The sequence below is a fragment of the Heterorhizobium halophytocola genome (genome assembly GCF_017873095.1).
Lineage (GTDB): Bacteria > Pseudomonadota > Alphaproteobacteria > Rhizobiales > Rhizobiaceae > Allorhizobium > Allorhizobium halophytocola.
In genome coordinates this window covers 210,111-236,471 of sequence record NZ_JAGGJU010000007.1, presented here as the reverse complement: position 1 = coordinate 236,471, position 26,361 = coordinate 210,111, and the positions used below count along the sequence as shown (strand labels likewise).

28 protein-coding genes and 1 riboswitch are annotated in these 26,361 nt (G+C 63.0%); of the genes, 14 read left to right on the top strand and 14 right to left on the bottom strand.

The genetic code is table 11. From position 1 onward, the window contains the following. Positions 1-108: 108 nt before the first annotated feature. The 6 genes from J2Z17_RS14430 to mutM all read right to left on the bottom strand — a co-directional run bounded on the left by J2Z17_RS14430 (position 109) and on the right by mutM (position 6,407). On the bottom strand, positions 109-768 hold the full coding sequence (locus J2Z17_RS14430; protein ID WP_209946211.1) for a S24 family peptidase: 660 nt from the start codon (positions 766-768) through the stop codon (positions 109-111). 124 nt (positions 769-892) lie between these two features. Further along, complete coding sequence (locus J2Z17_RS14425) at positions 893-1,540, bottom strand: response regulator transcription factor (protein ID WP_209946209.1); 648 nt, start codon at positions 1,538-1,540, stop codon at positions 893-895. Positions 1,541-1,919: 379 nt separating this feature from the next. Then, the gene (dnaA, locus tag J2Z17_RS14420; RefSeq protein WP_377300093.1) at positions 1,920-3,419 is read right to left on the bottom strand and encodes a chromosomal replication initiator protein DnaA; all 1,500 of its coding nucleotides are present in this window, start codon (positions 3,417-3,419) and stop codon (positions 1,920-1,922) included. A gap of 804 nt (positions 3,420-4,223) precedes the next feature. Continuing rightward, the gene (rpsT, locus tag J2Z17_RS14415) at positions 4,224-4,490 is read right to left on the bottom strand and encodes a 30S ribosomal protein S20 (RefSeq protein ID WP_209946204.1); all 267 of its coding nucleotides are present in this window, start codon (positions 4,488-4,490) and stop codon (positions 4,224-4,226) included. Positions 4,491-4,709: 219 nt separating this feature from the next. Further along, positions 4,710-5,489, bottom strand: coding sequence for an enoyl-CoA hydratase (locus J2Z17_RS14410; protein WP_209946202.1), 780 nt, complete (start codon positions 5,487-5,489; stop codon positions 4,710-4,712). 27 nt (positions 5,490-5,516) lie between these two features. Next, on the bottom strand, positions 5,517-6,407 hold the full coding sequence (mutM, locus tag J2Z17_RS14405) for a bifunctional DNA-formamidopyrimidine glycosylase/DNA-(apurinic or apyrimidinic site) lyase (protein ID WP_209946200.1): 891 nt from the start codon (positions 6,405-6,407) through the stop codon (positions 5,517-5,519). A gap of 137 nt (positions 6,408-6,544) precedes the next feature. On the opposite strand from mutM, the gene ubiE reads away from it, so the two are divergent. From ubiE to J2Z17_RS14355, 10 genes are all read left to right on the top strand, one after another. Next, positions 6,545-7,321 (top strand): bifunctional demethylmenaquinone methyltransferase/2-methoxy-6-polyprenyl-1,4-benzoquinol methylase UbiE, encoded by a 777-nt coding sequence (ubiE, locus tag J2Z17_RS14400; RefSeq protein WP_209946198.1) that lies wholly within the window; start codon positions 6,545-6,547, stop codon positions 7,319-7,321. A 5-nt stretch (positions 7,322-7,326) separates the two neighbouring features. After that, positions 7,327-8,901, top strand: a complete 1,575-nt coding sequence (gene ubiB, locus J2Z17_RS14395; RefSeq protein WP_209946196.1) for a 2-polyprenylphenol 6-hydroxylase — start codon at positions 7,327-7,329, stop codon at positions 8,899-8,901. 131 nt (positions 8,902-9,032) lie between these two features. Further along, positions 9,033-10,523, top strand: coding sequence for a sensor histidine kinase (locus tag J2Z17_RS14390; RefSeq protein WP_209946194.1), 1,491 nt, complete (start codon positions 9,033-9,035; stop codon positions 10,521-10,523). Next, positions 10,523-10,960 (top strand): response regulator, encoded by a 438-nt coding sequence (locus J2Z17_RS14385; RefSeq protein ID WP_209946192.1) that lies wholly within the window; start codon positions 10,523-10,525, stop codon positions 10,958-10,960. Before J2Z17_RS14390 ends, J2Z17_RS14385 begins: the two co-directional genes overlap by 1 nt. A 15-nt stretch (positions 10,961-10,975) precedes the next feature. Beyond that, on the top strand, positions 10,976-12,037 hold the full coding sequence (locus J2Z17_RS14380; RefSeq protein ID WP_209946190.1) for a histidine kinase dimerization/phosphoacceptor domain -containing protein: 1,062 nt from the start codon (positions 10,976-10,978) through the stop codon (positions 12,035-12,037). 146 nt (positions 12,038-12,183) lie between these two features. Continuing rightward, positions 12,184-13,215, top strand: coding sequence for a TRAP transporter substrate-binding protein (locus J2Z17_RS14375; protein ID WP_245224109.1), 1,032 nt, complete (start codon positions 12,184-12,186; stop codon positions 13,213-13,215). Next, on the top strand, positions 13,212-13,724 hold the full coding sequence (locus J2Z17_RS14370) for a TRAP transporter small permease (RefSeq protein WP_209946188.1): 513 nt from the start codon (positions 13,212-13,214) through the stop codon (positions 13,722-13,724). The genes J2Z17_RS14375 and J2Z17_RS14370 overlap by 4 nt, the downstream gene beginning before the upstream one ends. Positions 13,725-13,737: 13 nt before the next feature. After that, positions 13,738-15,024, top strand: coding sequence for a TRAP transporter large permease (locus J2Z17_RS14365; protein ID WP_209946185.1), 1,287 nt, complete (start codon positions 13,738-13,740; stop codon positions 15,022-15,024). An 84-nt stretch (positions 15,025-15,108) separates the two neighbouring features. Beyond that, a complete protein-coding gene (coaBC, locus tag J2Z17_RS14360) occupies positions 15,109-16,320 on the top strand; it encodes a bifunctional phosphopantothenoylcysteine decarboxylase/phosphopantothenate--cysteine ligase CoaBC (protein WP_209946183.1) in 1,212 nt (403 codons plus the stop codon). Between the two features lie 119 nt (positions 16,321-16,439). Then, on the top strand, positions 16,440-16,847 hold the full coding sequence (locus J2Z17_RS14355; RefSeq protein WP_209946181.1) for a GNAT family N-acetyltransferase: 408 nt from the start codon (positions 16,440-16,442) through the stop codon (positions 16,845-16,847). A 39-nt stretch (positions 16,848-16,886) separates the two neighbouring features. Here J2Z17_RS14355 and J2Z17_RS14350 read toward each other — a convergent pair whose 3' ends face one another. Further along, positions 16,887-17,405 carry a chromate transporter gene (locus J2Z17_RS14350; RefSeq protein ID WP_209946179.1) on the bottom strand — a complete coding sequence of 173 codons (519 nt, stop codon included), beginning with the start codon at positions 17,403-17,405 and terminating at the stop codon, positions 16,887-16,889. Beyond that, positions 17,402-17,974 carry a chromate transporter gene (locus tag J2Z17_RS14345; protein ID WP_209946177.1) on the bottom strand — a complete coding sequence of 191 codons (573 nt, stop codon included), beginning with the start codon at positions 17,972-17,974 and terminating at the stop codon, positions 17,402-17,404. The genes J2Z17_RS14350 and J2Z17_RS14345 overlap by 4 nt, the downstream gene beginning before the upstream one ends. Positions 17,975-18,071: 97 nt before the next feature. On the opposite strand from J2Z17_RS14345, the gene J2Z17_RS14340 reads away from it, so the two are divergent. Next, entirely contained in the window at positions 18,072-19,007 is a 936-nt protein-coding gene (locus J2Z17_RS14340) for a LysR family transcriptional regulator (protein WP_209946175.1), read from the top strand. 37 nt (positions 19,008-19,044) lie between these two features. Here the strand turns inward: J2Z17_RS14340 and J2Z17_RS14335 are convergent, their stop codons facing one another. After that, positions 19,045-19,848, bottom strand: coding sequence for a class II glutamine amidotransferase (locus J2Z17_RS14335; RefSeq protein ID WP_209946173.1), 804 nt, complete (start codon positions 19,846-19,848; stop codon positions 19,045-19,047). A 402-nt stretch (positions 19,849-20,250) separates the two neighbouring features. Here J2Z17_RS14335 and J2Z17_RS14330 point away from each other — a divergent pair, with 402 nt between their 5' ends. Beyond that, the gene (locus tag J2Z17_RS14330; protein WP_209946171.1) at positions 20,251-20,895 is read left to right on the top strand and encodes a dual specificity protein phosphatase family protein; all 645 of its coding nucleotides are present in this window, start codon (positions 20,251-20,253) and stop codon (positions 20,893-20,895) included. Positions 20,896-20,901: 6 nt separating this feature from the next. Here the strand turns inward: J2Z17_RS14330 and thiD are convergent, their stop codons facing one another. Then, positions 20,902-21,744 carry a bifunctional hydroxymethylpyrimidine kinase/phosphomethylpyrimidine kinase gene (gene thiD, locus J2Z17_RS14325; RefSeq protein WP_209946169.1) on the bottom strand — a complete coding sequence of 281 codons (843 nt, stop codon included), beginning with the start codon at positions 21,742-21,744 and terminating at the stop codon, positions 20,902-20,904. A gap of 58 nt (positions 21,745-21,802) precedes the next feature. After that, positions 21,803-21,901: riboswitch (TPP riboswitch) on the bottom strand. 72 nt (positions 21,902-21,973) lie between these two features. Beyond that, positions 21,974-22,276 carry an ArsR/SmtB family transcription factor gene (locus J2Z17_RS14320; RefSeq protein WP_209946167.1) on the bottom strand — a complete coding sequence of 101 codons (303 nt, stop codon included), beginning with the start codon at positions 22,274-22,276 and terminating at the stop codon, positions 21,974-21,976. Positions 22,277-22,338: 62 nt separating this feature from the next. On the opposite strand from J2Z17_RS14320, the gene J2Z17_RS14315 reads away from it, so the two are divergent. After that, a complete protein-coding gene (locus J2Z17_RS14315; protein WP_209946165.1) occupies positions 22,339-23,283 on the top strand; it encodes a threonine/serine dehydratase in 945 nt (314 codons plus the stop codon). A gap of 17 nt (positions 23,284-23,300) precedes the next feature. Here the strand turns inward: J2Z17_RS14315 and J2Z17_RS14310 are convergent, their stop codons facing one another. Both J2Z17_RS14310 and J2Z17_RS14305 read right to left on the bottom strand, forming a co-directional pair. Further along, positions 23,301-24,335: an SAM-dependent methyltransferase gene (locus tag J2Z17_RS14310; RefSeq protein WP_209946163.1), complete on the bottom strand. Its 1,035-nt coding sequence runs from the start codon at positions 24,333-24,335 to the stop codon at positions 23,301-23,303. Beyond that, positions 24,332-25,120 (bottom strand): DUF1295 domain-containing protein, encoded by a 789-nt coding sequence (locus J2Z17_RS14305; RefSeq protein ID WP_209946340.1) that lies wholly within the window; start codon positions 25,118-25,120, stop codon positions 24,332-24,334. The genes J2Z17_RS14310 and J2Z17_RS14305 overlap by 4 nt, the downstream gene beginning before the upstream one ends. 214 nt (positions 25,121-25,334) lie before the next feature. Here J2Z17_RS14305 and J2Z17_RS14300 point away from each other — a divergent pair, with 214 nt between their 5' ends. Further along, positions 25,335-25,712 carry a DUF2147 domain-containing protein gene (locus J2Z17_RS14300; RefSeq protein ID WP_209946161.1) on the top strand — a complete coding sequence of 126 codons (378 nt, stop codon included), beginning with the start codon at positions 25,335-25,337 and terminating at the stop codon, positions 25,710-25,712. 49 nt (positions 25,713-25,761) lie between these two features. On the opposite strand, the gene soxR is transcribed toward J2Z17_RS14300, so the two are convergent. After that, entirely contained in the window at positions 25,762-26,217 is a 456-nt protein-coding gene (soxR, locus tag J2Z17_RS14295; RefSeq protein ID WP_209946159.1) for a redox-sensitive transcriptional activator SoxR, read from the bottom strand. Positions 26,218-26,361: the final 144 nt, after the last annotated feature.

Genomic DNA, 26,361 nt, shown 5'->3' with positions numbered 1-26,361 from the left:
CTTTGGGTGCAAAATCCATCGGGCTGCGAAATCATCCGCGGTCATGCTCAGCGAAGGCCGAAAAAGCGGCTCTTTACCTTTCCGGCAAAGCGCCCTAGGCGCCAATTCCTATTGGCTGGCCCAGATGATCCTGGCGATCCATTCGACATTCTTCGTCTCGATCTGTCGATTGGGATGGGCCGGGTTGAGGGAGACGAGTTCGATCATCGTGGCGGTCTGGCGCGACAGGACCTTGGCCATGACCTCCCCTTCCGACGTCTTGACCACGACGCGGTCCGAACGACGCACCTGGGCGCCGGGCTCGACGATCAGCACATCGCCGTCGCGGTAGAGCGGCATCATGCTGTCGCCCTGGACTTCCAGCGCATAGACGCCGGCCTTGCGGGCGGGAGATGCCGGAAATTCGACCAGATCCCAGCCCTGACCGGCCGGAAAACCACCATCGTCGAAAAAACCGCCGGCGCCCGCCTGGGCAAAGCCAAGCAGCGGAATGGAGCCGGTTTGCGGGGCGAAGGCGCCTTCCGGCAAGGGGGCTGCGTCGCCACGGATGAGGGCGGTGAACTGCTCGATGCTGGCGCCCGTCGCATCCAGCACCTTGGCGACCGATTCCGTCGACGGCCAGCGCATGCGCCCGTCCGGACCGATGCGCTTGGACTTGTTGAACGAGGTCGGATCAAGACCCGCCCGGCGCGCAAGCCCCGACGGCGAAAGCTGATAACTTTCGGCAAGCCGGTCGATAGCGCTCCATACGGTGTCGTGCGAAAACATTAAAGTCGGGTCCACGAGCCAGGACGGCCACAGGCATCGTCCGCGGGACCTGACCTTAGCGAAAGCATGCGCCCAAGTAAAGAGAGCGAGGAATAAAATCCTCTTTCTGCTCCTACGCCTGTCTTCACGCCACCAGCGGCACGTTCAGCCTGGAAAGCTGGATCACCGCCTGGGTGCGGCTGTCGACATTCAGCTTCAACAGGATTGCCGAAACATGCGCCTTGATCGTGGCCTCGGAGACGCCCAGTTCGTAGGCTATCTGCTTGTTGAGCAGACCTTCCCCCAGCATCGAGAGCACGCGGCCCTGCTGCGGCGTCAGGGTGCGGACCCGCGTCAACAGGTCGGCAATGCCGGCATCCGGCTCCGGCCCGCCGGCAAAGCTCCGGGGCACGGCAATCTCGCCCATCAGCACGTCGCGAACCGCCTCGCGGATCTCTTCGATGCCGGAGGATTTCGAAATGAAGCCGGAGGCGCCGAGGTCGATTGCCCGTCGGATCGTCTGCGGGTCATCGGTCGCCGAGACAATGATGATCGGCAGATTTGCAAATTCGGCCCGCAGCGTCATCAGGCCAGAAAAACCCGAGACTCCGGGCATCGCCAGATCGAGAAGCATGACGTCTGCTTCCAGATGGCGCCCGGCCACGTTGCGCGCGGCCTCGAAGTCCCCCGCTTCGACGATCTCTATGGTGTCTCCGAGATCACCGACCGCCTGGCGCAACGCGCCGCGAAACAGAGGATGATCATCCGCGATGATGATTGTCAGTGCCGTCATGAAAAGCCCCCTCCCAAGAGCATGCCTGCGACCTGTGGACGTCGGATCGGCCGCCGCCACAAGGGCTTCGGGCCGACACATTGCCTATGCTGAACCTGCCATTTCCAAAGGATCCGCCTCCGGGACTTTCGGCCCTACCTCACTTTACGGTCCATCAAAGATGGCAGCGTGCAGACTATACGACATTCAACCGGAAAAGCGAAACCCCTCCCCTTTTGCGAATATTGACGAATAGCGAGCACCGGAACGCCGCAAGGGCCACATGGATTTTCACCCAGTGTCGATGCGGTGAACCTGCACAAAAAAGCTTCCGCGGGCAGTCCCGCGGAAGCTTGTCGACCTGGCTGTCCGATCGGCCGATGTTCGGCCGCCGCTCGGATCAGGCGTTGTTCTCGTTGATCAGCCGCTTCAGAAGCTCGACTTCCTGGCTGAGCTTGTTATCGTTGCCGAGCAGCTCCTCGATCTTGCGCACGGCATGCAGCACGGTCGTATGATCGCGGCCGCCGAACCGGCGCCCGATCTCCGGGAACGAGCGCGGCGTCAGCGTCTTGGCCAGATACATGGCAATCTGCCGCGGCTTGACGATCACCCGGGTTCGGCGGTTCGACACCAGTTCCTGGCGCGACACGTTGTAATGCCGCGACACCACCCGCTGGATATCCTCGATGCGCACGCGGCGCTGCTCGGCAGAGCCTACAAGGTGCACCAGCAGTTCGTCGATGCGTTCGAGCGTCAGGTTCGGCTCGAAGGAGCGGCGGAAGACCAGCTGGTTGAAGGCACCTTCCAGGTCGCGGCCACTGCTCGTCACATTGCGGGCGACATGGGCCAGCAGCTCCTCGGGGATCTCCAGCGAATGGTCATCCTTGCGGGCCGCCTCCAGGCGGTTGTGCAGCATTGACAGGCGCATGTCGAAGTCCGGCGCTTCCATTTCGATGGCGACACCGCCCTGCAGGCGCGAACGGACCCGGGCGTCGAGCGATTCCAGCTCCCAGGGCGCCCGGTCACCGGCCACCACGACCTGCTTGGCGCTGTCGAGCAGCATGTTCAGGAGATGGCAGAACTCGTTCTGGATCATTTTGCCCTGCAGGAACTGCATGTCGTCGATGATCAGCAGATCGATATTGCGCAGGCTGTCCTTCAGCGTCAACGCATCATTGTCGCGGATCGCGGTTGCGAAGCGCCACATGAAGTATTCGGCGGTCAGATAGACCACGCGGGTCGGCCGCGGGCCCTGGATCGCCGCATTGGCAATCGCCTGCAAGAGATGCGTCTTGCCGAGCCCGACCGAGGAATGAATGAAGAGCGGGTTGAAGCGCACGGCGCTGGCGCCGGCTTCGGCAATCGTCTTGGCGGCAGCAAGTGCCACCCGGTTAGGCGCGCCCTCGATGAAGCTGTCGAAGGTGAAGCGACTGTCGAGCGGCGATCCGAAAAGCGGACCTCCGGTTCCAGCCGGTGCCCGTGCGGTCGGCGCCTGCGGCAAGGAGGCGGCCTGGCCGAGTTGCTGGGCGGAGGTCTTCCTGACCAGGGCCGGCTGCTGCTCGCTGGCCGCAACCTGGCCATCGACCGGGGGCTTGCGGCTGGCGCTGCGCACCAGGATCTCGACCTTCAGGATGCTGTCATCCTCGGCCTGGATCAACTGGGTGATGAGATCGAGATAACGGTTGTTGATCCACGATTTCAGGAATGTCGTCGGAACACTCAGGCGGACAACGCTCTTCGACGCCGAGTGCAGCTTCAGTCGACCAAACCACGATGCAAATACGTCAGGACCAACCTGGGCCTTCAGACGGGTGCTGAAGCGCTCAAACAGAGCATCATGGGTCATTTGCGGAGTTTCCCCCGGCGCTTCGCGTCGAACGGCCGCGGTTGCTTCGCGCATACGGTCCTCGTTCGGCCGTGCGCCGCCAGTCGATGAATTCAGTTGCATTGTTATTGCCGCCTTCCAAATGTCGAATGTCGCCGGCTTGTGCCGGCGGCCAAGAAATCGTCCGCAGATCTGCGCTGTCGATACGACCTCTGTCCCCGCGTCGCGGCCCTTCGTCCTCGAAAACGACTGGCCGCAGAAATTGACCTTTCCCTATCCGTGGCCCGCACCAAACCCCTTTGGCAGGCCTGTCCTGATTGTCGCAATAAGCCTCTGCCCGGACACTTCCCCAAGCGTCCGTTTCAGCCTTAATAATTTTAGAAAAAACGAAACCTAAGGGTTCGTCCCCAGACATCCATGGGTTTGAAAGTTCGGCGGTCTCCCGCCTCATTTTCCGTCCATTTCTCGCTGCCTGTGGAAATTATTAAGTCAGGATCAGGGGGCAAGATCAACAGCGAATTTTACCCAAAATTAAGTGCCGGCCATTGACTCTGAGGGCGGGTTTTGACTGCCACATTCTGTACAAAAAAGAATCGCAGTGGAATCAATGAGATTCAAAAAAGGCGGTTAGAAAAGCCCCTCGGAATCAAAAAAAATAAAAATTCGCTTGACTCAGATTCCGGCCAGCCTGCCCTTAAGTCAGATGGTTAAAGCGTGGCGAACCTTCGGCAAGTATTTGTTTTATTTGAGAAAATGTTGTCACCGAACTGACACCATTGCGGCATCGCACGGACTGTTCAAACGCCGCATAAGGCGGAATCACAAAAAGCCCGGTCGCGAGACCGGGCTAAAGTAAATGTGTCTAAAAGACGGCCGTAATTAGGCGCTGAGTGCCTTAACGCGGCTCGCCAGACGCGAGATCTTGCGCGAGACCGTGTTGGCATGCATGACACCCTTGGAGGCTGCGCGGTGCAGCTCCGGCTGGGCTGCCTGCAGGGCCTGCTTGGCAACGCCGGCATCACCCGCTGCGAGCGCTTCCTCGACCTTGCGGAGGAACGAGCGAACCCGCGAACGGCGAGCCTTGTTGATATCCGTGCGGCGCGCGATCTTGCGGGTCGCCTTCTTCGCCGAAACTGTATTGGCCATGACTGCCTCTCTTCGAATTCAAACCCACTCCGCCACCGCCGCGTCGGGCTGTCGGTATAGCCGATCCAGCATGGGGAGCATTGCGAGAGCAAAAGGGCTCTGCGCTTTGTGTGGCGGGCATATAACCCTAAAGCGGAGAGGCGTCAACGCGCAAATTCATCGAAATCGCCGCAAACCCGACTCTTTCGGGCCCTGATGCAACCTGGCACGCCGCAGCCGTCAGCGGTTCTTGAAGACGGCCCTGCGCTTTTCGATGAAGGCCGCCATGCCCTCCTTCTGGTCGTCGGTGGCAAACAGCGAATGGAACAGGCGTCTCTCGAAGCGCAGGCCTTCCGAAAGCGTCTGCTCGAAGGCCCTGTCGACGGCCTCCTTTGCCATGCCGACGGCCGGCTGCGAGAAGCCGGCGATCTTGTGCGCAGCCTCCACGGCCTCGTCGAGCAGCCTCTCATAGGGCACAACGCGCGCGACGAGCCCACAGCGCTCGGCCTCGGCCGCATCCATCATCCGCCCGGTCAGGCAGAGATCCATCGCCTTGGCCTTGCCGACCGCGCGGGTCAGACGCTGCGTGCCGCCCATGCCGGGAATGATGCCGAGGGTGATTTCCGGCTGGCCGAACCTGGCCGTGTCGGCGGCAATGATGAAATCGCACATCATTGCCAGCTCGCATCCGCCTCCGAGCGCGAAGCCGGCTACGGCCGCGATCAGCGGCTTGCGGAAGGCACCGACGCCGTCCCAGCCGGAAATGAAGTCGCCGAGATAGGCATCGACAAAATCGAGCCCCTGCATCTCCTTGATGTCGGCACCGGCGGCGAAGGCCTTCTCCGACCCGGTGAGCAGTACCGCACCGATCGCCGCATCGGCCTGAAAGCCCTTCAGCGCCGCGACCAGCTCGGTCATCACGGTCGCGTTCAGCGCGTTGAGTGCCTTTGGACGGTTGAGCGTGACGATGGCGACGCCGTCGCGGATCTCGACCAGCAGGGTTTCGTAGCTTTCGGCCATGCGGTTCTCTCCCGGGTGTTTTGCATTCTATTTCTGGCAATCGGCGCAAAAGAATGTCGAGCGGCCCGACTGGACGATGCGCTGCACGGTACCGCCGCAGCCCGGCGACTGGCAAGGCTCGCCCTCCCGGTCATAGACCCGGAAACTGTGCTGGAAGTAGCCGAGCGATCCGTCGGTCTGGATATGGTCGCGCAGCGAGGAGCCACCCGCGGCGATCGCCTCGGCGATCACCGCGCGGATCGCTTCCACCAGCGCCGTCAGCTGCTTTTTCGGCTTGCCCGTCGGGGTTACAAGGGTCGCCGCAGCGCGCGCCGGCGACAGGTGGCTGCGCCAGAGCGCCTCGCAGACATAGATATTGCCGAGACCGGCAATCACCCTCTGGTCGAGCAGGGCCGATTTCAACGGCTGCGCCTTGCCGGCAAACCGCCTCGCCAGGTAGTCGGTATCGAGACTGTTGCCGGTCGGCTCCGGCCCGAGGCCGACAAACCCCGGCCAGAGGTCGAGCCTGCTGCGCTCGATCAGGTCCATGAAGCCGAAACGGCGGGGGTCGTTATAGATGACGCGCCCCTCGCCCTTGTCGGACCGCAGATGAAAGACGACGTGGTCGTGCTTCCCGTCCTTGGAGCGTGGCAGGTGAAAATCGCCGGGCATGCTCTGATCGGACGCCATCTCGATGCGGAACGAGCCCGACATGCCGAGATGCGCGATGATCGTCAGGTCGCCTTCCAGATCGATCAGCAGGTATTTCGCCCGCCGGCCGAGACCGGCGATGCGGCGCCCGGCCACCTTTTCGGAAAACCGCTCCGGCAGCGGAAATCGCAGATCCGGCCGGCGAAGCTCCAGCCGTTCGAGCATGGCGCCCTCCATCACCGGCGCCAATCCGCGCCGGACCGTTTCCACCTCTGGCAATTCGGGCATCAGCACCCATCTTTCTGTTTAATCTTGGCGAACCGTAAGCTATAGACCGCCACAGGCGACCCCATGGCTGCAACAGATAGTTCGCAGTTGACGCTTTCGCTACCGGACATGCGCCGGATCGAGCAAGGAGTAAGCGAATGAGCAAGGCCCGCATTTCCTCGAAGGGCGGAATGGAAACGTCCTACGGTTTCCGCAATGTCTCTGAAACCGAAAAGCAGGGAATGGTCAACGAGGTCTTCCACAAGGTCGCCAAACGCTACGACATCATGAACGACGTGATGTCGGCGGGCCTGCACCGCGTCTGGAAGGACGCGATGATCGGTGCCCTCCACCCGCGCAAGGATCCGACCTACAAGGTGCTCGACGTGGCCGGCGGTACCGGGGATATCGCCTTTCGCATCGTCGAGGCCTCCCGGCGGCTCGCCCATGCCACCGTGCTCGACATCAATGGCTCGATGCTTTCCGTCGGCGCCGAACGCGCCGAGAAGAAGGGGCTCTCCGACAATCTCACCTTTGTCGAGGCCAATGCCGAAGACCTGCCGTTCGAGGATAAAAGCTTCGACGCCTATACGATCGCCTTCGGCATCCGCAATGTGCCGCATATCGACGTGGCACTGAAGGAAGCCTACCGCGTTCTGAAGCGCGGCGGACGGCTGCTGGTGCTGGAATTTTCCGAAGTCGAGATGCCGCTGCTCGACCGCTTCTATGACAGCTGGTCGTTCAACGCGATCCCGCGCTTCGGCAAGATGATCACCGGTGACGCCGAACCCTACCAGTATCTGGTGGAGTCGATCCGCAAATTCCCCAACCAGCGCGATTTCGCCGCGATGATTACCGAAGCGGGCTTCTCCCGCGTCACCTACACCAATTATTCCGGCGGTATCGCTGCCCTGCATTCCGGCTGGAAAATCTGAACCTGATGAGCACGCTTGGTGCATATTTCCGCCTGGCGCGGGTCGGCTGGGTCCTGGTGCGCGAAGGCGTGATCGCTTCCCTGCCGTCGGAAGGCCTGCCGCCGGCCGTGGCGGCGATGAAATCCTTGACCGGGCTGTTTGCCCGCCCGCATGCCCGCCATGAGGACCGGTCCGACCGGCTGGCCAAGGCCGTGGCGCGGCTTGGGCCGTCCTATGTCAAGGTCGGACAGTTTCTCGCCACCCGCCCCGATGTGGTCGGCGCCGATCTGGCGCAGGATCTCGCGGGGCTCCAGGACCGCATGGACTTCTTTCCGCCCAAGGCGGCCCGTGCGGCGATCGAGGGCTCGCTCGGGCGGACCGTCGGCGATCTCTACACCCGCTTTGACGAGCCGATCGCCGCGGCTTCCATCGCCCAGGTCCACCCGGCCGAAGTGACCGTCGCCGAAGGCCCGCGCAAGGTTGCGGTCAAGGTCGTGCGGCCGGGAGTGCGCCGCCGCTTCGCCGATGATCTCGAAGCCATGTATCTGGTGTCCAGCCTGCAGGAGCGCTTCGTGCCGCATATGCGCCGGCTGCGTCCGGTCGAGGTCACCCGCGCGCTGGAGCAAACCACCAAGATCGAGATGGATCTGCGTCTGGAGGCGGCAGCCCTTTCCGAAATCGCCGAAAACACCAAGGACGATCCCGGCTTTCGTGTGCCGAAAGTCGATTGGGAGCGCACCGGCCGCGACGTCGTTACCATGGAATGGATCGACGGCATCAAGATGTCGGATGTGGAGGCCTTGCGGGCGGCAGGCCACGACCTCAACCATCTGGCCGATATCCTGATCCAGAGCTTCCTGCGCCATACGCTGCGCGACGGCTTCTTCCATGCCGACATGCATCCGGGCAATCTTTTCGTCGATCCGGCCGGCATGATCGTCGCGGTCGACATGGGGATCTCCGGACGGCTGGGCAAGAAGGAGCGCCGTTTCCTCGCCGAGATCCTGTTCGGCTTCATCACGCGCGATTACATGCGCGTCGCCGAGGTGCATTTCGAGGCGGGCTATGTGCCCTCGCACCACGATGTCGCAAGCTTTGCCCAGGCGATCCGGGCCATCGGCGAGCCGATCCACGGCCAGCCGGCCGAGACGATCTCCATGGGGCGCCTGCTGACGCTGCTGTTCGAAGTCACCGAACTGTTCGACATGGAGACCCGGCCGGAGCTGGTCATGCTGCAGAAGACCATGGTCGTGGTCGAGGGCGTGGCGCGCATGCTCAATCCGCGCTTCAACATGTGGAAGGCTTCCGAGCCGGTGGTCTCCAGCTGGATCCGCGACAATCTCGGCCCGAAGCGTATCGCCGTCGATCTGAGGGACGGGTTCAAGGCCGCGCTGCGATTGGCCGAAGCCGCCCCGGAGATCGCCGCAAAGACGGAAAAATTTCATTCCGAACTGATGCATATGAGCGAGCACGGCCTGCGCTTCGACGGCGCCACGGCCGAGGCGATCGGCAAGGCAGAGGCCCGTCACGGTCGATGGGGTCGTGTGGCACTTTGGGTAATTGCCATTGCATTGGTGGCCATCGCCCTGCAAATCGGTTGATCTGAGGGCCATTTTCCGGCTACGAGAAATTTCGTACCTGCTCCGACTGAACCAGTCGCCTGCTTTAGCAAAACTTGAGCCGGACAGACGATGCCCCGGCGCATCGCCCAACCGGCCTTCCTAGAGACGACATGTCAGCCAATAACGCCACCTTCGTCCGTTCCACCCTGTTGATGCTGGCCATGGCGACGGCGCTTCTGCTCGCCATCGTCGTGTCCTCGCTCTACCTCGTGGACCGCAACGGCGCGACCTTCGACCAGATCGAGGCGGAACGGCTGATCGGCCGGTCGGCAGCCGATCTCCTCCAGACGCTCACCGACGCCGAAACCGGTCAGCGCGGCTACATCATTGCCAGGGACGATTCCTTCCTCGCCCCTTACGAGGACGCGCAGGCGGAAATCGCCCGCAGCCGCGAGGAGCTTGCGAAATCGGTGGACGGGCATCCGGCCTTGGCAGGTCGCATGTCCCGGCTCAACGATCTCGTCGACAAGAAACTGAACGAACTCGTCAAGACGCTCAACCTGGCAAAGACCGGTCAGGACGATGAAGCCGTCGCTGTGATCAAGACAGAATATGGCCGGCAGTTGATGGATCAGATCCGCGAGATCCTCGATTCCTTCAAGGACCGTGCCGAGGGCAATGCCTCTCTGGGTGTCCGGCAGCAACGGGAGTCCAACGACCTGCTGCGTTGGATCACCATTGGCAGCGCGCTGGCGATCGCCATCGTCATGAGCGGCGCGATCTTCGTCATCGCCCAGCATGTGCGCGCCCTTTCCCAGGCCCGCCGCGAGGTCGAGGCTTTGAACGAGGGGCTTGAGGAACGCGTCAACGAGCGCACCGAAGACCTGATCAAGGCCAACCAGGAAATCCAGCGCTTCGCCTATATCGTCACCCATGACCTGCGCGCGCCGCTGGTCAACGTCATGGGTTTCACGGCAGAGCTTGAAACCTCGCTGCAGTCGCTGCAGGCCTATGTGCTGGCCGACGATACCCAGCCGAGCGTGGAGCAGATCAAGGAAGCCCGGCTCGCCGCGTCCGAGGACCTGCCGGAAGCCATCGCCTTCATCCGTTCGTCGACCAAGAAGATGGACGGGCTGATCAACGCGATCCTGAAGATCTCACGCGACGGCAAGCGGCAGTTGAAGCCTGAGCATATAGGGCTTACAGAGTTGATGGAGAGAACGGCGGAGTCGGTGTACCACCAGGTTACCGATGCCGGCGGCGAGATTTCCGTAGACGCCAAGGTCAAGACCATCGTGACCGACCGTTTTTCGCTCGAACAGATACTTGGTAACCTTTTCGATAATGCTGTTAAGTACAAACATCCTGAGCGGCCACTGAACCTGACCGTGCGCTCCCTGCCAGACAGCAGGGGGATGATGCGCATCGAGGTTGAAGACAATGGCCGTGGCATCGCAGACGCGGACCACGAGCGCATTTTCGAACTTTTCCGCCGATCCGGCACGCAGGATCAGACAGGCGAAGGGATCGGATTGGCGCATGTGCAGTCCCTTGCCCGGAACCTTGGCGGTGACATCACCGTTAGGTCCCAATTGAATGAAGGGTCCACCTTCGTCCTGCGCTTGCCACCGGATTTGACCAGAGTAGTGCGGAGTGGATAATGAAAGCCGTGGGTAAAGAAGTCACAATCGTTATGGTCGAAGACGACGAGGGTCATGCTCGTCTCATCGAGAAGAACGTCCGCCGTGCTGGTGTCAGCAATGAAATCGTGCCATTCACCAATGGCACCGACGCTCTGGATCACATTCTGGGCAAGGACCGCAGCGGTGAGGTCTCGGCTGACCGCTATCTGCTGATCCTTCTCGATCTGAACCTGCCGGACATGTCGGGCACCGACATTCTCGAGAAGATCAAGAGCAATCCGCATACGCGTCGTCTCCCGGTCGTCATCCTTACCACGACGGACGACGAACGCGAAATCCAGCGCTGTTACGATCTTGGGGCCAATGTCTACATCACCAAACCCGTGGACTACGACAATTTCGCAAACGCGATCCGGCAGCTTGGCCTGTTTTTCTCCGTCATGCAGATTCCCTGAGGTCATTAAACGCGCATGAGCGTTCGCATCCTTTATCTGGACGATGATGCGGCTTTTGTACGGTTGGTACAAAAGTCGCTCGGGCGCCTCGGACATCAGGTCCTTCATGCGGAGGATCTTGACGTGGCACTCGGTCACCTTCAGTCCGAGCAGGAATTCGACGCCATCGTGCTCGATCATTACCTGCGCGACATGACCGGGCACGAGGTGCTCCAGCGGTTGCGCGATAGCGGTATCTTTCTGCCGGTCGTCTATGTCACCGGTTCCAACGAGGCGAAGATCGCCATCGACGCGTTGAAGGCGGGCGCCGCCGACTATGTGATCAAGACCGTCAGCGACGATTTCCTGCCGCTGCTGACCGGCGCCATAGAACAATCCGTCGAGAACGCCCGCCTGCGCATGGAAAAACTGCGTTCCGACGAGGAAATTCGTCAGGCCAAGGATCATGCCGAATCCTTGCTCGGCGAGGTCAATCACCGCGTCGCCAATTCGCTCGCCCTGGTCGGCAGCCTTCTGCGCCTGCAAATGGCCAATACCAAGAGCGAGGAAGCCAAGATCGAGCTGTCGCATACGCAGGCGCGCATCGCCGCGATCGCCGGCATGCATCGCAGCCTCTACACGACCGACGATGTGCGCCGGGTCGAAATGGATCGCTATCTCGGCACGCTGATGGACCAGATCGCAAGCTCGGTACAGCGGACAGACAACCGTATCCCCGTGACCTTCAAGGCCGATCCGATTGTCATGACGTCGGACAGGGCGGTGTCCGTCGGCATGGTACTGACCGAACTCGTGACCAATGCCTTCAAATATGCCTATCCGGCGACGGATAGCGGCGAGATCCGTGTCTCGCTGTACCGGACAAGCGACAACGAGGCGCTGTTGCGCGTCGAGGACGACGGCATCGGCTTCACCCAGGGACAGGCGCCTACGGGCACCGGACTCGGCAGCCGCATCGTCAAGTCGATGGCCACCAACCTGGGCAGCGGCATCCGCTATCTCGACGTTGACAAGGGCACCGTGGCCGAGGTGCCGCTGATCATCTCGCTGGAAGACGGGCAGGCCAACGAGACCTGATCGCCCACAGTCGGCGTACCGCATCTCCGCCCTCCAAGCCGTTATTTTTGCAGGCCGCTTTCCGCCTCGCCTCTTGCATTCGAACGAGCCCCGGTCTTCAATGCTGGACCACCCTTCCTTCCCGATCGACCGACCGGAGTATCGTCATGCCGTTTCCGAAGCTCATCGCCTCCATGGCAATCGCCCTTGGCAGCCTGCTTGCAAATGTCGGCGGTGCCTCGGCCGATACCACGCTCAACATGGCAAACTGGCTTCCACCCGCCCATCCGCTGATGAAGGATGTGATGGTGCCCTATGCCGAGGCGATCAAGGAAGCGACCGACGGGCGCGTCACGGTCAACGTGCTGCCGGCCCCGCTCGGGCCGCCGGCCGCGCATTTCGATTTCGCCGTCAATGGCGTCGCCGACATCACCTACGGCGTGCAGGGCTATAATCCCGGCCGCTTCAAGACCACCGCCTTTGCCGAACTGCCGTTCCTCGGCGACAGCGCCGAGGCCAATTCGGTCGGCTACTGGCGGGTGTTCGACAAGACGCTGCGCAAGGCCGGCGAATACGACAAGGTGCATGTACTGGCCGTCTTTACTCATGGCCCCGGCCAGATCTTCACCAAGGGTCGCGATCTGTCCACGCTCGACGGCGTGAAGGGCGCCAAGATCCGCGTCGGCGGCGGCATTGTCGGCGATCTGGTCAAGGGCCTCGGTGCCGTGCCGGTCGAGGGCCCGTCGTCGAAGACCTATGAACTGCTCTCGAGCGGTGTTGCCGACGGCATCACCTTCCCCTTCGAAAGCGTCGCCTCGTTCAAGCTGATCCCGATGGTCGACAGCGCGCTCGTCGTGCCGGGCGGCCTGTTCAACACCTCCTTCTACGTGGTGATGAACAAGGCCAAGTGGGACGCGCTCTCCGACGAGGACAAGAAGGCGATCGACGGTGTCTCGGGCGAGGCGCTCGCCCGCCGCGCCGGCAAGATGTGGGATGCGGCTGACGCTGCCGGCAAGGCCGCCATGGAGGGCAAGGTCAAGCTCGTGCCTGCATCGGACACGGAGATGGAAGGCATCAAGGCGGATCTCAAGCCGGTGATCGATGCGCAGATGGCAGAAGCCGCCAAGGCCGGCATCGACGTCGAGGCGGTCCGGGCAGCGATGCATGAGGAAGTCGAAAAGGCGGCCAAGGGCGAATGAGCCTGGCGCCTGCCGAAGCCGATGACCGGCGTGCCGCCTTTCTCGCATCGCCGGGACGGCGGGCCATTGCCTGGCTCTGCGCCGCGCTGCTGGTCGCGATGATGCTGATCACCGTGGCCGACGTCGTCGGGCGCTACCTGTTCAACAGCCCGCTGCCCGGCGCCACGGAACTCACCGGCCTGCTGTTGTCGGCGGTGATCTTCGTCGGACTGCCGGCCGTCTGCTTCGACGAGGAACACGTGACCGTCGATCTGCTGGTCGATCGCCTGCCCGAGGTGCTGGCGCGTCCGCGCCTGCTGCTCGTGCGGCTGCTCTCGGCGGCTGCGCTGGCGGTGATTTCCTGGCGGCTCTTCGTCCAGGGACAGGCCATGGCCGGCTATGGCGAGCAGACGGTCAGCCTGCACCTGCCGGTCGCTCCTGTCGCCTGGTTCTGCGCGGCGATGACCGCAATTGCTGCTGCCGTGACATTTGCAACCATCTTTGCCCGCCCGGCACCGCCGGCACGATGACGCAGCCTCTGACATGACCTGGCCGATTGGAACCCTGCTGCTTCTGGTGCTGATGCTTTCCGGCATGCCGATCTCGTTTGCCATGGCGCTGGTCGGCACGGTCGGCACCATCTCGATCATCGGCATGAGCCCTGCCCTTTCGCTGCTCGGCCAGACCTTCTTCGACAACAGCCGGGACTATTCCCTCTCGGTGCTGCCGCTGTTCCTGATGATGGGCAATTTCGTCGTGCAGTCCGGCATCGCCGAAGACCTGTACAAGTCCGCGCATGCCTGGCTTCGCCACCGCAAGGGTGGCCTTGCGATCGCGACCGTGCTGGCCTGCGGCGGCTTTTCCTCGGTCTGCGGCTCGTCCATGGCGACCGCCGCCACCATGGCGAAGATCGCCTTGCCCTCGATGCGGCGCTTCGGCTACCCCGACAGCCTGTCGACCGCCTCTATTGCCGCCGGCGGCACGCTCGGCATCCTGATCCCGCCCTCCGTCATTCTCGTCTTCTACGGCATCATGACCCAGCAGGACATCGGCAAGCTGTTCCTCGCCGGCATCGTTCCGGGCATCATCGGCGTGATCGGCTATTCGGCCGCCGTGGTGATTTCCGTGCGCTGGCGCGGTCTCGACCTGCCGACGGAGGCGAAACTTCCGCTGAAGGACCGCGTGCTGGCGCTGAAGGGGACGGCCGGCGCCCTGCTGCTTTTCGTCTTCGTCATGGGCGGCATCTATTTCGGCGTCTTCACACCGACGGAATCGGCCGGCATGGGGGCCGCCGGCGCCATGCTGCTGGCACTGTTTTCCGGCCGCTTTACCTTAGACGACGCGCTGATCACCCTGTTCGATACGGCCAAGAACACGGCGATGATGTTCTTCATCCTGTTCGGCGCACTCACCTTCACCAATTACGTCAATCTCTCGGGCATGACGTCGGACCTGCAGACGCTCCTGGCCACCTTCGGCACCGGCCCGGTGACGCTGATCCTGATCATTCTCGGCCTCTATCTCGTGCTCGGCTGCTTCCTCGAAAGCCTGTCGATGATCACGCTGACGGTGCCGATCTTCTACCCCGTGGTCGCAAGCGCCGGTTTCGACCTCATCTGGTTCGGCGTCTTCATCGTCGTCGTCACCGAGATCAGCTACATCACCCCGCCGGTGGGCATGAACGCCTTCGTGCTGCGCTCGGTGGTGCGCGATGTCCGACTGAAAACGATCTTTTCTGGACTGACACCCTTCATTGCGATCGACTTCGTGCGCATCGTCCTTCTCATCCTTTTTCCCGCCCTGGTCCTCTTTTTGCCATCCCACATGTGAACATGCGCCGGCGGCGGTTTGCCGTTCGGCACGTTTGCGATAATGTCGCGCCGACGCTGACGTTTCGAGTAGCCGGATAATCTCATGACCCTTGCAGGCAAGCGCGTACTTCTGATCATTTCCGGCGGCATTGCCGCCTACAAGAGCCTGGACCTCATTCGCCGACTGAAGGAACGCGGCTACCAGGTCCGCGTCATCATGACGGCCGCCGCGCAGGAATTCATCACGCCACTGGCGGCCGGTGCGCTTGCCGGCGGGCATGTCTATACCGATCTCTTCTCGCGCGAGGACGAGCAGGATGTCGGCCATATCCGGCTTGCCCGCGATTGCGACATGGTGCTTGTCGCGCCCGCCACCGCCAACCTGATGGCCAAGATGGCAAACGGCATCGCCGACGATCTTGCCTCCACCGTGCTGCTGGCAACCGACAAGCCCGTGCTGCTCGCCCCTGCGATGAACCCTGTCATGTGGATGCATGCCGCGACCCAGCGCAATGTCGAGACCTTGACGAATGACGGCATCTTCCTCGTCGGACCGGGCAGCGGCGAAATGGCCGAGCGCGGTGAGGCCGGCGTCGGCCGCATGGTCGAGCCGACCGATATCGTCGAGTCGGTCGAGACCTTGCTGGAGGAAGAGCCAAGGCCGCTCGCCGGCCGCCGGGCCATCGTCACCTCCGGCCCGACCCATGAGCCGATCGATCCCGTGCGCTACATCGCCAACCGCTCGTCCGGCCGCCAGGGCCACGCGATTGCCTCTGCGCTCTCCAGGCTCGGCGCCGAGGTTATCCTCGTCTCCGGCCCGGTCAACCTGCCCGACCCCGTCGGCGTCCTGACCGTGCATGTCGAGCGCGCCGAGGAAATGCGCGACGCCGTCATCTCCTCGCTGCCGGCCGACATCGCCGTCATGGTCGCCGCCGTCGCCGACTGGCGGGTGGCGGGCACCGCCGACCAGAAGATCAAGAAGCAGGCGGGCGAGGCCGCCCCTGCCCTCGAACTTGCCGAAAATCCCGATATCCTGAAGACCGTCGGCCATCACGAGAAGCGACCCAAGCTCGTCATCGGCTTTGCCGCCGAGACCCAGAACGTCGAGGACAACGGTCGCGCCAAGCTGGAACGCAAGGGCGCCGACCTGATCGTTGCCAACGACGTCTCCGCCGAAAGCGGCGTCATGGGGGGCGACAACAACCAGGTGAAGCTGATCAGCAAGGACGGCGTCGAAGCCTGGCCGGACCTGCCGAAGGAAGAGGTCGCCGACCGGCTGGCGGAGTGGATCACGCTCAAGCTCGCCAAACTTTGACGCCAGAGAGACCCACTGTCCGGCCCGCCACGGCAGCGGATGCCCCGCTCCTTCCCGCGATAGAGGCGGACGCTGCCCGGCGGTTCGAAACACTGCCCGGACGGGCATGGATAGCCCGCATGCCGATCGCAGATGCGCATCTGCATCGCACGCGGATCGCAGCGGGCCTGACCTGGGTCAGCACAGATGCTTCCGGCAGACCGCTCGGCTTCATCACCATCGAGCGTCACGACGATACGATCCATATTGCCGAGCTTTCGGTCGGTCGCGCCGCGCAGGGCCACGGACATGGCCGCGCCTTGATGGACGCCGTCATCGCCGCGGCAATGCACTCGGGTGCCGCGGCCATCACGCTGACCACCTTCCGCGACGTCGCCTGGAACCGCCCGTTCTACGAGCGCCTCGGCTTTTCGATTGTCGACGACAGGACGGCCGGTCCGCGCCTGATCGCCGTGCTCCAGGCGGAAGCGCAGTTGGGTTTCGATCCGGCAACCCGCTGCGCGATGCGGCGGCTTTTGCGCGGTTGAGCGAGGCGCACTCCTTGGGCACAGCCTTGCATCTTCTTTCTACAGCGCCAGCCCGACCAGGGCGCCGCCGGCCAGAAGAACGATCGGGTGCAGCCGGGTAAAGGCCATCAAGCCCGAGGAGACGATGGTGATGGCGATCAGCGGGAGCGAGGTCGCCACCGCCTCGGTGATGATGGCCGCACTGGCACAGACCAGGCCCGCCGTCATCGGAACGAGACCGCCCTGCACCACCTTGCGCCAGGGACGATCGCTATGGCGCTCCCAGAGCCTGAAGGCACAGGCGGCGAGCAGCCCCGACGGGATGAACTTGGCCGCCGACGAGACGAGCAGACCCGGCAGCCCCGCCAGATGCCAGCCGATCAGCGGCACGATCATCAGATTGGGCCCGGGCGCTGCCTGGGCCAGCGCGAAGAGCGAGGAAAACTCCTGCGCCGACATCCAGTGATGGATCTCGACGACCTGCCGCTGCATTTCCGGCAGCACCGCATTGCCCCCGCCGAAGGCCAGCAGCGACAGTTCGCCGAACAGAAGCGCCAGTGACACCAGCAGCGCGGTCATCGCGAAAGCCTCCAGCTGATCAATATGGAAATCGGGGCCAGGACCAGCAGGGTCCAGAACAAGGGCAGGCGCAGCACCGCAATCGCGACGAAACAGACAAGGGCGATTGCTGCCGCCCAGGGTTTGGCCGCAACCGGCCGGGCGATCTTCCAGGCCATGCCGATCAGCAGGCCGGCAGCCGCGGCCGCAAGCCCCGCAAAGACATGCTCGACCTGCGGGTTATCGCTGTAGCGATTGTAGATCACGCCGAAACAGATGACGATCGCCGTCGGTGCCGCGATCACGCCGGTAAAGGCCGCGAGTGCGCCACGCCAGCCGCCGAATTTCATGCCGAGCGCCACGGACATGTTGAGAATGTTGCCGCCGGGCAGGAACTGGCACAGGCCGAGCACTTCGGTAAATTCCGTCTCGGTGAGCCAGCGGCGCTTCTCCACGATCATCCGCCGGGCGAGCGGCAAGACCCCGCCGAAGCCCATCAGACCGATTTCCAGAAAGGCGCTGAACAGTTCGAGCAGCCCGGGCGCCGGTCTTTCGGCATCGGTTGCGGCGCTTTCGGTTACGGCACTCATGCATTCGTCTCCAATCCAGTGTCTTCTTTGGATACGACCGACTCGCCCTCTTGTCCAATATATGGATAACTGAAATTCCATATGTTACAGGTATGACATGATCGAACTGCGTCATCTTCGCTATGCCATTGTCGTTGCCGACGAGGGGCACATGACCCGTGCAGCAGAGCGGCTGGGCCTGCAGCAGCCGCCGCTCAGCCAGCAGATCCGCGCACTGGAGGATAGGATCGGCACGCCGCTGTTTCGCCGCCTGCCGCGTGGCATGGCTTTGACCGAGGCCGGCGAGGCCTTCATCGCGCGGGCCCGGCAGGTGGTCGCAGATGTCGAGGGGGCGGTCGATGCGGCGCGGCGGGCAGCGCGTGGCGAAACCGGCAAGCTCGTGATCGGGTTTACCAGCTCGGCCGGCTTTCACCCCCTGGTCGCCTCGGTCGTGCGCGCCTACGGCTCAGCCTCGCCCGATGTGTCGCTGACGCTGGAAGAGGGATCGACAGCGGAACTGATCGGCGACCTGCTGGCAGAACGGCTGGATGCCGCCTTCGTCCGATCGACGGCAAGCCCCGATCCACGGCTGACGATCGAGCCCGTGTGGCGCGAGGACATGGTGCTCGCCCTTCCCGACACGCACCGCCTTGCCCAGGGCGCCGAGGGTTTGGCCTCAGCTGCGGGACACGGTGTGGCGCTCGCCGATCTCGCCGGAGAAACCTTCGTGCTTTACAGGCGCCAGTCGGCGCAAGGGCTTTATGACCTGATCATCACCGCCTGTCACGAGGCCGGTTTCAGTCCGCGCGTCGGTCAGGAAACGCCGCGTTTCGTCTCGACCCTCAGTCTCGTCGCCGCCGGCCTCGGGCTCACCATCATTCCGCGCTCGCTGGCGCGGCTCGAAACTTCAGGCGTGTCCTACCGCCGGATCCTTGCGGCCAGCCCGCTGGAGGCACCGCTTTCCCTCGCCTATCGCGGCGATCCGGCGGCGGGGGCCTTGAAGACCTTCATCGATGAAGTGCGCCGGCAGGCCAAGGCCTCGCCGGCGGTATAGGGGCCTTGCGAAACGGCGGCCATGCTTGCGGCTACGGCTATTCCGCGGCGACCTTCGCCGCATCCCAAAACGGCGTGAAGGCTGCGACATCGAGCCCGTCCTCGCCAACGATCACGGCACTGCCCGGCGGGATTTCCGCCCAGGTGTCCTTGTTGTCGTCGAGCGGTTCGGAGACCAGGCAATAGCCGCCGTCGCGGCCCATCGGTGCGGCAAACAGCGTCGGCGCATAGCCTTCGCTGGCATAGCGCACCGCATAAAGGCTCTTGCCGTTGGAAAAGGCAACCGTGAACTTGATCTGCGCCATGCCCTTCACCTCGCGGCTCAGATGCTCGACGAAACCGATCGCCTCGCCCATGGCCTCGAGCGGACGTTCGGCGAGGCCGAACTGCAGCGCCAGCAGGAACAGGAGTTCGGAATCGGTCGAGCCGGTGCGGGCGTTGAAATGCTCGTCATCGAGCATGGACTCGATCCGCCGGCGCAGATCGGCGAAATGCTCGACCTGGCCGTTATGCATGAAGGACCAGCTGTCCTTGACGAAGGGATGGCAATTGTCGCGACGGGTCGCGCCATGGGTTGCCGCGCGCACATGCGCCAGGAACAGCGGTGAGCGGACATGCCGCGACAGGCTTTTCAGATTGCAATCCGACCAGGCCGGCAGGACATCGCGGAAGCGTCCGGGCTCGGGATGGTCGCCATACCAGGCAAGGCCGAAGCCGTCGGCATTGGTCGAGGTCTTTGCCTTGGTCGCACAATGGGATTGTTCGATCAGGGAATGCGCGGGGGAAGACACCAGTTCTTCCAGATAGAGAGGCTCTCCGCGATAGGCTGCCCAGCGGCACATGCTGTTGAAATCTCCGGCTTTGCCGCGGCGTGCGGCGTCAAGCGTCCAGTCTTCGCCTGTTTGGTTAGCGAATCCCTAACGCTCGGGTGTTGATGGCGATGTTTTGCGATCGAAGACAAGCATTTTTTGGGCAGATGGCACAAGGGACCACTGATTGGGCATTTCGCTTTGGTTCGCCTGACGGTCGATGCCGCGAGGATGGGCGCTATCCCTTCTGAGCGGCAGGCTGAAACCAAGGATGCCCTGCAGCTCACCGGACAATGCCATCTGACGCCGGCCTGCCCCGAGACCGACCAACATTGTTCCGTCATGAAGACTTCGCGGAATTGACATTTTTACTTCAGGTGACTGTCAGCAAGCATGCCTAGCATCACGGCGAATTGAACAGCGCTGGGAGCCATCATGCTGCGTGCAATCCTCAAACAGGCCGGCCGGTTCGGCGCGGTCGTGCTTGTAAGCGTCGCTGCCATCGGCGGCTATTGCGGCTACCTGCAATATTACGGCAATCTGCACACGGTAATACCGGGCCAGGTCTACAGATCGGCGCAGCCGTCTGCCGCCCAGATCGACGAATATGCCAGCGAATACGGGATCAAATCGATCATCAACCTGCGCGGCGAAAACGATGGCTCCCCCTGGTATGATACCGAGATCAAGGCGGCCGACGCCCGCGGCATCCGCCACTTCGATTTCCGGATGTCGGCGCGCCGCGAACTCTCGTCGCAGCGCATTCGCGAGCTGACCGAATTGATGCGCACGGCGCCCAAGCCGCTGCTGATCCATTGCAAGTCCGGCGCCGACCGAACCGGGCTCGCCTCGGTCATCTATCTCCACCAGATCGCCGGGGTGCCCGACGACAAGGCGGAAGGCCAGCTTTCTCTTTACTTCGGCCATTTCAGCATCCCGCTTCTCTCCCAGGCCTATGCCATGGATGCGAGCTGGGAGAAGTTCGAAAACACCACCGGCTTCGAACAGCTGGCCTCGGCGGAAGAGCCGGCCGGCTCTTCCATGAGCCTTGCTGCGCCGAAACCCGTTCTGGGCCGCTGATCGCAGTCAGGCATTCCCCTCTGGCCAAAGTCCATGGAAGTGATGCACCGGGCCATGGCCCGCACCGACCGAGAGCTGCCCGGCCGTAGCGATCGCGCCGACGAGCCAATGCTTGGCAATCGCGACGGCGTCGCGCATGGGCGCACCCTTGGCAAGCTCCGCGGCGATTGCGCTCGAGAGCGAGCAGCCGGTGCCATGGGTATTGGCAGTAACTATGCGCTCGCCTTCGAACCAGTGCGCCTCGCCTGTCGTCACCAGCAGGTCCGGACTGTCGTCACCTGTCAGGTGCCCTCCCTTGACCAGCACCGCTTCCGGTCCCAGGGCCAGCAGTCGCCGGGCCTGTTCCAGCATCTCTTCCCGGCTTCTAGCCTCCGCTCGGCCCAGCAGGGCGGCGGCCTCGGGCAGATTGGGGGTGATCAGGCGGGCCAGCGGCACGAGTTGCGTCTTCAGGGCCACGACTGCCGCAGCGTCCAGCAGACTTGTCCCACCCTTGGCGACCATCACGGGATCAAGCACGACCGGCACCTCGCGGTGACGCCGCAAGGTCGACGCCACGGCCTCGACGATACCGGCCTCGGCCAGCATGCCGATCTTCACCGCGTCCACCCGTATATCGGCAAAGACCGCTTCGACCTGCGCACGAACGAAGTCCGGCGGCAGCCGATGAACGGCAGTCACGCCCCTGGTGTTCTGCGCGGTCAACGCGGTCATCGCCGCCATGCCAAAGACACCGCGGGCGGAAAAGCTCTTCAGGTCGGCCTGGATGCCGGCCCCGCCGGACGGGTCGGAGCCTGCAATCGACAGCAGGTTGCGGATCGGTCGTAAACAGTGGGGATTTTCGCCGGTCATCTTTGCCCTTTCCGGCGGGGCAGGGTCTACGGGCCGCAAGCGTGCCGAAAGACATGGGGCACAGACCCGAGCGACTCCCTCCGCCAGCATGATCTGGTTCAGGTTCCAAGGGTACGTCTCAGCCCGTCTGGTTTGACGGACGCCCCTGTCTCTCAAGCGGCCAGTGTTTCAGGAACGGACCAGGCTGTCACGCAAATTTCGCCGGGTGCACCACCCCCGCGCCAAGCATTCAAAGCTCGGCGAAACTGCCGGACTTCAACGCCGCGATCTGATCCTCGTCGCGTTTGAAGAAGGTCCATTGCTTGATCTTGCGGGCGCTCACCAGTCCCGCCTGCTGCAGAACGCGCATATGTTCGCTCAGCGTCGCAGGGCTGATCGACAGCTTGTTGGCGATCAGCAGCGCACAGACGCCGTCCTCCACCAGATCGCCATCCGCCTGCGGGGGAAAATGCGCGCGCGGATCCTTCAGCCATTCGAGAATGGCTAGCCGCTTGTCGCTGGCGAGGGCCTTGTAGACGGTCAGAGCTTGCATTTCGTTATTTTGCGAATTAACGAAGAGACAGTCAAGACAGGTCCGCAGGATGGGAGCATAACATGGCCGAAGTAGCAGAGATCACGCGCGAACGCATAGCGGCCGTCGCCCCGCGCATCCGCGATCATGTCCGCCACACACCGGTAATGCGCGTCGACATGGCGGATTTCGGCCGTCCCTCGCGGACGGTCGACCTGAAACTCGAATGCCTGCAGCATTCCGGCTCGTTCAAGGTGCGCGGCGCCTTCAACAACCTTCTCTCGCAGGGCGTGCCGGATGCCGGCGTGATCGCCGCGTCCGGCGGCAATCATGGCGCGGCCGTCGCCTATGCCGCGATGAAGCTCGGGGTGAAGTCCTCCATCTTCGTTCCCGCCGTCAGCCCGAAATCGAAGACCGATCGCATCCGCGCCTATGGCGCTGACCTGGTCATCGGCGGCGACCTCTATGCCGACGCACTGGCCGCAAGCCAGGCACTGGCGGAAAAGACCGGCGCCCGCCAGATCCACGCCTATGACCAGGTCGAGACCCTGCTCGGCCAGGGCACGCTAGGCCAGGAGATAGAGGAGGATCTGCCGGAGATCACCACGCTGCTCGTCGCGGTCGGTGGCGGCGGCCTGATCGGCGGCATTGCCGCCTGGTACGAAGGTCGGGTGAAGATCGTCGCGGTCGAGCCGGAACAGGCGCCAACGCTGAATCATGCGCTTTCCGCCGGCAAGCCTGTCCCGTCTCCCGCAGGCGGCATTGCCGCTGATTCGCTGGCGCCGAAACAGGTCGGCGACCTCATGTTCGCGATAGCAAGAGACCATGTGGCGCAGTCGGTGCTGGTCGCAGACGAGGATATCCGGGCCGCACAGAAAGCGCTGTGGGACACAACCCGCATCGCCACCGAGCCGGGTGGTGCCGCAGCCTTTGCAGCTTTGCTGTCGGGCCGCTATGTGCCTGACGAAAACGAGCGCGTCGCGGTTCTCGTCTGCGGCGCCAACACCAATGCGGTCGATTTTGGCTGATAGCCGCCGCTGTCCCGTCAGCCCGCGTTGGGCGCCAGCAGATAGTGGCCGACACCCCAGACATCCCCGCCGGCATGGCCGAACAGGCCGGCGGTTGCCAGGAAGAACAGCCGCCAGCGGCGACGCCAGAGCACGGCATCCGCCTTGCCATAGACCCCCTCGAGGATCCGGTCGATCTCGACTGTCTGGCTGTCGAAATTGGCAAGCCAGTCCAGCGCTGTGCGGCGATAGTGTTCGCCCGACCAGCGCCATTCCTGCTCGACATGAAACAGCTCGGGGAAGCGGTGCGGCAGGTCGTGGGCCGGCATGATGCCGCCGGTGAAGAAGTAGTTGGCGATCCAGTCGGCCGGATCATTGTGGTCGAACCGGTAGGAACGGTTGCGATGCGTGAAGACGTGGAGGAAAAGCCGCCCTTCCGGCTTCAGCCAGGACCGGGTGCGCACCAGCAGTTCCTGCCAGTTCGACATATGCTCGAACATCTCGACGGAAACGACACGGTCGTGACGGGTATCGGTCGAGAAATCATTCATGTCGGCGGTGACGATGGTGAGGTTCGTCAGCCCCTTGTCGGCCGCCTGCTGCTCGATATAGCGCCGTTGCGAGGCCGAATTCGATACCGACGTGATCCGCGCATGCGGAAAGCTTTCGGCCATGTAGAGCGATAGCGACCCCCAGCCGCAGCCGAGTTCGAGAATGGTCTGGCCATCTTCGATGCCCGCATGGGCCACTGTTTCGGCCAGCGCATGCAGTTCCGCCTGCTCGAGCGTCGTTGCCTTGTCGGGGTAGAAACAGCTCGAATATTTTCGCCGGGGGCCGAGCACGCGGGCGAAGAATTCGGCCGGAACCTCGTAATGCTGCTGATTGGCCTCGTCGGTATGGGTGGCGATCGGGAACCGCCCCATGTCGAGTGCAAAGGCGACCTCCTCGTCGCCCGGCAGCTTTGCCAGGCGCCGCTTGGTCCGTCCGACGAGATATTCTATCCCGGCGCGGGTGATGCTGTCGGGAATGGCATTTCTCTCGACGGCGTTGATGGCGATGGCGTGCAGGTTCATGGGCGGGTTTCCCTGGCGGATTGTGAGGACGAGTGTCCGGCACCACGCTTCGGCGGGCCGGGAAAGAAGGCGTTGACGCGCTGCTGCAGGTCCCGGAATGCGGCACCGCGCGACCGTTGCATATGCGCCTCCAGCGGCGGTATGCCGGAGACATGGACGAGCAGCCAGTACATCATCAGCGGTGCCAGCAGCGACAGCAGGCTGGAAAGCCGCGCATCGGCAAGACTGGCGGCGAGGAAAGGCAGGGCGCACCAGAACAGCCATTCGAAGAAATAGTTCGGATGGCGCGACCAGCCCCACAGCCCCTTCTCGCAGATAGCGCCCTTGGCATGGGGCTGCGCCTTGAACCGGGCCAATTGCCGGTCGGCGATACCTTCGCCTACAACCGCGATGATCGCGACAAGCACGGCGATCATGTCCAAGACACCTGGAAATTCGGCCATATTGGAGGCCGCGGCCTGGACGGAGACGGCCAGTGCAAGGCCGGCAACCGCCTGAATCTGCAGGAAGAGGAACAGCCGGCGCGGAAACGCCTCGCCCCATTCCTCCGACAATTGCTTGTAGCGGGGATCGTCGCCGCCCTTGGCCGTGCGGGTGGCGATATGGCCGCCCAGACGCAGCGACCAGAAGCCGACCAGGACGATCAGCGCCGCCTTGCGCAGGGTGAAATCGCCATCGGCCAGCAGCACGGCCGCAAGGCCACCGAGACCGACGGCAAAGGACCAGATGGCATCCACCCAGCCGCTGGCGCCCGTGCGGCGCTGCACCCACCATGCAACCATCATGGCGATGCTGAGACAGACTGCGATGACAACAAGGCCGATAAGGTTCACGGACGCGCTCCTGTTTCCATTTCCATCCTATTACGCCGGCAAGCGGCAGTCGGATTGCCGTCCCCGGACGGAAAAGCAGGCGCACTGTTTTTTGCCTTTGGGTGAAACCATTTGCCAGCTCACCGCGTATTTAAGTGAAATACGATCAATCCATGGGGAGAGTGACATGACGCGTCTATCAATCGCAGCCGCCCTGTTTGCAGCCGTCGTCGCCGGACCGGCACTGGCCGCCGGCGCACCGCTGGACGGCAACTGGGCCCGCGGCGACGGCAATGCCAAGGTGGTGATAAAGCCGTGCGGCAGCGATGTCTGCGCGGTCAATACCTGGATCAAGCCCGGGCATGAAAAGGAAAAGGTCGGCGACAAGCTGGTCATGACCATCGACCAGGATTCCGAGAACAGCTACTCCGGCAAGGCCTTCGACCCGCAGCGCAACATGACCTACAAGCTTTCGATCGACGTCTCGGCGAAGGCGATGACCACCAAGGGATGCGTGCTCGGCGGCATTCTGTGCAAGAGCCAGCAATGGACGCGCATCAACTGACGACCGGCATGCAAGCATCGAACGTGCCGCAGCCGTAACGTCCTGAAGCTCAGTCTGGGTCGAGCAACCGCGGGCCGCTGCCTTCGGCGCCGGCCTTGTCATCAGGGTTATAGAGCGGACAGGCGTCCACCGAGAGGCAGCCGCAGCCGATGCAGCCGGCAAGCCGGCTCTGCAGAAGCGTCAGCCGATGGATGCGCCTATCGAGATCATCCTTCCAGCCGGCCGCCAGCTTCGCCCAGTCTTTGGCGGTCGGTGTGCGCCCTTCCGGCAAGGTCGCCAATGCTGCTGCGATTTCCTTCAGGGGAATGCCGGCCCGCTGAGCCACCTTGATGATCGCAATGCGCCGCAGAACATCACGACCGTAACGGCGATGGTTGGCGGATGTGCGCCAGCCGGAAATCAGCCCCTCGGCCTCGTAGAAATGCACGGCAGACACCGCCACGCCGGCGCGCGCTGCAAGTTCGCCGACGCTCAGATCCTTGATGCGCTTTACTGTCCCTGCCACGTCGCAACACGCCGCCACACCTCAACTAATATTGAGGTATTAGCCTGACTGTCCCCCGCCGTCAATCAGCAGTGGACATCCGTCAAACAACGTGATTTGCAAGCCTTAGTACCGGTCGGAACCAAGCGCTGTTCTGCTTTCTGC

Coding starts and splice junctions, on each gene's coding strand:
- J2Z17_RS14430 (WP_209946211.1), bottom strand. CDS start 768: ATGTTTTCGCACGACACCGTATGGAGCGCTATCGACCGGCTTGCCGAA.
- J2Z17_RS14425 (WP_209946209.1), bottom strand. CDS start 1,540: ATGACGGCACTGACAATCATCATCGCGGATGATCATCCTCTGTTTCGC.
- dnaA (WP_377300093.1), bottom strand. CDS start 3,419: ATGCGCGAAGCAACCGCGGCCGTTCGACGCGAAGCGCCGGGGGAAACT.
- rpsT (WP_209946204.1), bottom strand. CDS start 4,490: ATGGCCAATACAGTTTCGGCGAAGAAGGCGACCCGCAAGATCGCGCGC.
- J2Z17_RS14410 (WP_209946202.1), bottom strand. CDS start 5,489: ATGGCCGAAAGCTACGAAACCCTGCTGGTCGAGATCCGCGACGGCGTC.
- mutM (WP_209946200.1), bottom strand. CDS start 6,407: ATGCCCGAATTGCCAGAGGTGGAAACGGTCCGGCGCGGATTGGCGCCG.
- ubiE (WP_209946198.1), top strand. CDS start 6,545: ATGAGCAAGGCCCGCATTTCCTCGAAGGGCGGAATGGAAACGTCCTAC.
- ubiB (WP_209946196.1), top strand. CDS start 7,327: ATGAGCACGCTTGGTGCATATTTCCGCCTGGCGCGGGTCGGCTGGGTC.
- J2Z17_RS14390 (WP_209946194.1), top strand. CDS start 9,033: ATGTCAGCCAATAACGCCACCTTCGTCCGTTCCACCCTGTTGATGCTG.
- J2Z17_RS14385 (WP_209946192.1), top strand. CDS start 10,523: ATGAAAGCCGTGGGTAAAGAAGTCACAATCGTTATGGTCGAAGACGAC.
- J2Z17_RS14380 (WP_209946190.1), top strand. CDS start 10,976: ATGAGCGTTCGCATCCTTTATCTGGACGATGATGCGGCTTTTGTACGG.
- J2Z17_RS14375 (WP_245224109.1), top strand. CDS start 12,184: ATGCCGTTTCCGAAGCTCATCGCCTCCATGGCAATCGCCCTTGGCAGC.
- J2Z17_RS14370 (WP_209946188.1), top strand. CDS start 13,212: ATGAGCCTGGCGCCTGCCGAAGCCGATGACCGGCGTGCCGCCTTTCTC.
- J2Z17_RS14365 (WP_209946185.1), top strand. CDS start 13,738: ATGACCTGGCCGATTGGAACCCTGCTGCTTCTGGTGCTGATGCTTTCC.
- coaBC (WP_209946183.1), top strand. CDS start 15,109: ATGACCCTTGCAGGCAAGCGCGTACTTCTGATCATTTCCGGCGGCATT.
- J2Z17_RS14355 (WP_209946181.1), top strand. CDS start 16,440: ATGCCGATCGCAGATGCGCATCTGCATCGCACGCGGATCGCAGCGGGC.
- J2Z17_RS14350 (WP_209946179.1), bottom strand. CDS start 17,405: ATGACCGCGCTGCTGGTGTCACTGGCGCTTCTGTTCGGCGAACTGTCG.
- J2Z17_RS14345 (WP_209946177.1), bottom strand. CDS start 17,974: ATGAGTGCCGTAACCGAAAGCGCCGCAACCGATGCCGAAAGACCGGCG.
- J2Z17_RS14340 (WP_209946175.1), top strand. CDS start 18,072: ATGATCGAACTGCGTCATCTTCGCTATGCCATTGTCGTTGCCGACGAG.
- J2Z17_RS14335 (WP_209946173.1), bottom strand. CDS start 19,848: ATGTGCCGCTGGGCAGCCTATCGCGGAGAGCCTCTCTATCTGGAAGAA.
- J2Z17_RS14330 (WP_209946171.1), top strand. CDS start 20,251: ATGCTGCGTGCAATCCTCAAACAGGCCGGCCGGTTCGGCGCGGTCGTG.
- thiD (WP_209946169.1), bottom strand. CDS start 21,744: ATGACCGGCGAAAATCCCCACTGTTTACGACCGATCCGCAACCTGCTG.
- J2Z17_RS14320 (WP_209946167.1), bottom strand. CDS start 22,276: ATGCAAGCTCTGACCGTCTACAAGGCCCTCGCCAGCGACAAGCGGCTA.
- J2Z17_RS14315 (WP_209946165.1), top strand. CDS start 22,339: ATGGCCGAAGTAGCAGAGATCACGCGCGAACGCATAGCGGCCGTCGCC.
- J2Z17_RS14310 (WP_209946163.1), bottom strand. CDS start 24,335: ATGAACCTGCACGCCATCGCCATCAACGCCGTCGAGAGAAATGCCATT.
- J2Z17_RS14305 (WP_209946340.1), bottom strand. CDS start 25,120: ATGATGGTTGCATGGTGGGTGCAGCGCCGCACGGGCGCCAGCGGCTGG.
- J2Z17_RS14300 (WP_209946161.1), top strand. CDS start 25,335: ATGACGCGTCTATCAATCGCAGCCGCCCTGTTTGCAGCCGTCGTCGCC.